The organism is Euzebyales bacterium, from assembly GCA_035461305.1.
Lineage (GTDB): Bacteria > Actinomycetota > Nitriliruptoria > Euzebyales > JAHELV01 > JAHELV01.
This window is the reverse complement of record DATHVN010000108.1, coordinates 1-2,797: the sequence shown is the minus strand read 5'-3', so window position 1 is coordinate 2,797 and position 2,797 is coordinate 1. Positions and strand designations below refer to the sequence as shown.

General features: G+C 69.3%; 2 protein-coding genes. One reads left to right on the top strand and one right to left on the bottom strand.

The window, feature by feature from the left end:
* Positions 1–689 precede the first annotated feature (689 nt).
* Positions 690–1,469 (top strand): class I SAM-dependent methyltransferase, encoded by a 780-nt coding sequence (locus VK923_09860; GenBank protein ID HSJ44973.1) that lies wholly within the window; start codon positions 690–692, stop codon positions 1,467–1,469.
* A 682-nt stretch (positions 1,470–2,151) separates the two neighbouring features.
* Here the strand turns inward: VK923_09860 and VK923_09855 are convergent.
* Positions 2,152–2,499: a hypothetical protein gene (locus VK923_09855; protein ID HSJ44972.1), complete on the bottom strand. Its 348-nt coding sequence runs from the start codon at positions 2,497–2,499 to the stop codon at positions 2,152–2,154.
* Between the last annotated feature and the right edge of the window lie 298 nt (positions 2,500–2,797).

Sequence of the window (2,797 nt, the reverse complement as noted above, 5' to 3'; positions counted from 1 at the left end):
CCGACGCCAGCCGGGACTCGACGTGGACCGGATCCGGGCTTACCGTCGTCACGGCTGCACCTATCGCAGCAAGAAGCCCTCCCGGTTGTCCGCCAAGACTTGGCCGGGAGGGCTTCGCTCTTCTCAGGACAGGCCGACCCTGCCCCGCAACGGCGAACGGGGCAACCTCACAGCCGCCCCGCCATCGTCAACACCGCTGTCGTTCTACACCGCTGTCGTCCTCACCCCGCGTGTCGCCCAACACCACCATGACACGCGACCAGGTTCACACGTCGCCTTGCGGCCTCGCCCAACTGCACCCCCTGGGTCGTCGCATCGACAGCCCTGTCGCAGCCAACGACGCCCAACGCGTCCGCGTCGGCGCGCCCGAACCGGCGTCGTTACTCTGCCGATGCATATGCGCCTGGCCGTCGACGCTGGCGTCGCTTGTGGCCGACCGCGCGATTCGGCCGTCCGCTGCGATGGACACATCCGCGCCGTTCCTGACCCGCGGCCGACGGCGATGAGTGCAGCGGGCCGCCAGTGGCGTGCACCTCGACACCGGCGTCACAGACGACCGCTCGGTGCCGCACGGGCGGGCCACCGACATCAGCCGCCACGCGGGCGGCCCGACGTGGCATGATGCCGACGAGATCCACACGCGCGGGAGGAGCACAGGATGAGCGGACCCTGCGCGACCAGGACCGGCGATGGCTGAGCTCCCGGACTACGCCGCCGAGAATCGCCGTCACTGGGACGCGACCGCCGACGACTGGGTCGCGCTCGGCGAGCGCGGCTGGGCAGCGGCCGAACCGACGTGGGGCGCGTTCGGCGTGCCCGACCACGAGGCACCGCTGCTGCCGGCCGACCTCACCGGGCGGGACGTCATCGAGCTGGGGTGCGGGACCGCCTACGTGTCGGCGTGGGCGGCGCGGCGCGGCGGCCGACGCGTCGTCGGCATCGACAACTCCGCCCGCCAGCTCGACACCGCGTGCCGGCTCGCCGACCGCTACGGTGTCGAGCTGACGCTGCACCACGGACTCGCCGAGGACGTGCCCGAACCCGCCGCGTCGTTCGACGTCGCCGTCAGCGAGTACGGCGCGGTGCTGTGGGCCGAGCCGACGGCATTCCTGTCCGAGGCGCGGCGGCTGCTCCGCGACGGCGGGACGCTGACGTTCCTCACCTCGCACCCACTCGCCGTCCTGACCGCGCCGTTGGACGGCAGCATCCCGTCGGGCACCGAGCTGGTGCGCCCGTGGTTCGCCGACTACCGCTACGACTGGCGTGACGCCGTCGACGAGCCCGGCGGCGTCGAGTTCGTGCCGAGCGTGGGTGAGTGGTTCACGCTCGCGCGGTCCGCTGGGTTCCGCATCGACGACTACCGCGAGATCCGCGCACCGGCGTCGGCCGAGGACGGCCCGGCCGCGGTAACCACCGAGTGGGCGCAGCAGTGGCCGGCCGAACATGCCTTCTGGCTCACAGCGACATGACATACGGTCCGACGGGACGCTCCGGAACCGACGGTCACGCCCGGCATGCCATCGCCCCCACACCCCATGGCTGCACGCCGGAGGGCCTCGGCGTGCGACAGGGCGACACGCCGCCCTGACTTGCGCGCGTACTACCGCCCCGGACCGTCACAGATCGCCCCTACGGCTCACGCGGCGTCAGGTCGCAGCGTGCGAACCGGCGCGGACCCGGGAGTTGGAACGCTCGTCTCCACACGAAAGATGCCAGGTTCAGCGCTCTTGGGCCATCGTTGGATGCGTGGTGCGGTAGCCGCTCACTTGTGCCACCGACAGCTCCTGGCGCGCAGGTGAGCTGGCTGGTGCATCACTGTTCGGAGGTCGCTGACACTGTGCTGTCCCACCTGGCAGCGCAGCAACTTGAGCGCTGTGCTATCGGCCCAAAGATGGCCGCGGCGAGCGAACTCCCTGCTCAGAGGCGGTTTGTGGTCAGGGGCGGGGTCGAACCGCCGACCTCACGATTTTCAGTTGACCCGACCTTAGCGGTGTGCTGAACAGCGAAGATCCAGGTCATACGCGAGCGAAACCGCCGAAGTTATGCGCTGGATCTCCGCTGCCGCGAGGCTGGAAGGCGCACGTCGGATCTACCCCACTTGGACGTCAGCGCGAGCTGGTGGCGCCGGCGTGGTCGGGTGACGTCGCCTCATCATCGTCGTTGGTGAACTGGGCTGAGGCTTCGGGGTCGAGCGCGTGGAAGACCTCGGTCGAGATCCAATCGCTTCGAGCGGCCGGGCACGCCTCGCGCTTCGCTGACGATGCCGGCCGCCTCAAGCCGTCGGACGTGGTTGAGCGCACTCTCCAGGGTGGTGTCCAGCGTCTGGGCGATGCGGGTCGTCGTGAGCACCGGATTCTGAAACACCAAGTCGATCACCTCGACCGCGCGGGACCGGTCACCGCTCAACCGCTGGCGGTAACTCTCACGGAGGTCGACGAGTCGCTCGGCGCGACCGACGGCGTCGTTGGCAAGTTCCGCGACCCCGGTGAGGAAGAACACCAGCTACTCGCGCAGCTCACCCCGCTCGCGCACGGCCTAGAGGCGGTCGTAGTACTCACTGCGGTGCTGCTCGAAGTAGGCACTGAGGTACGGCAGCGGCCGCGGGAGCAGTTGTTGTTCGACCAGCAGGAACGCGATCAGCAGGCGACCCAGTCGCCGTTGCCGTCGAGGAACGGATGGATCGCCTCGAATTGGTAGTGCGCCAATGCGATCTTGACCAACGGTGGGATCGACGTCTCCTCGTGGACGAAGCGTACGAAGTCGTCGAAGGCGCGTTGCATGTCGTCCACGTCCGGGT

Excerpts from the sequence above, each read along its gene's own strand:
- VK923_09860 (HSJ44973.1), top strand. The coding sequence starts at position 690 with ATGGCTGAGCTCCCGGACTACGCCGCCGAGAATCGCCGTCACTGGGAC.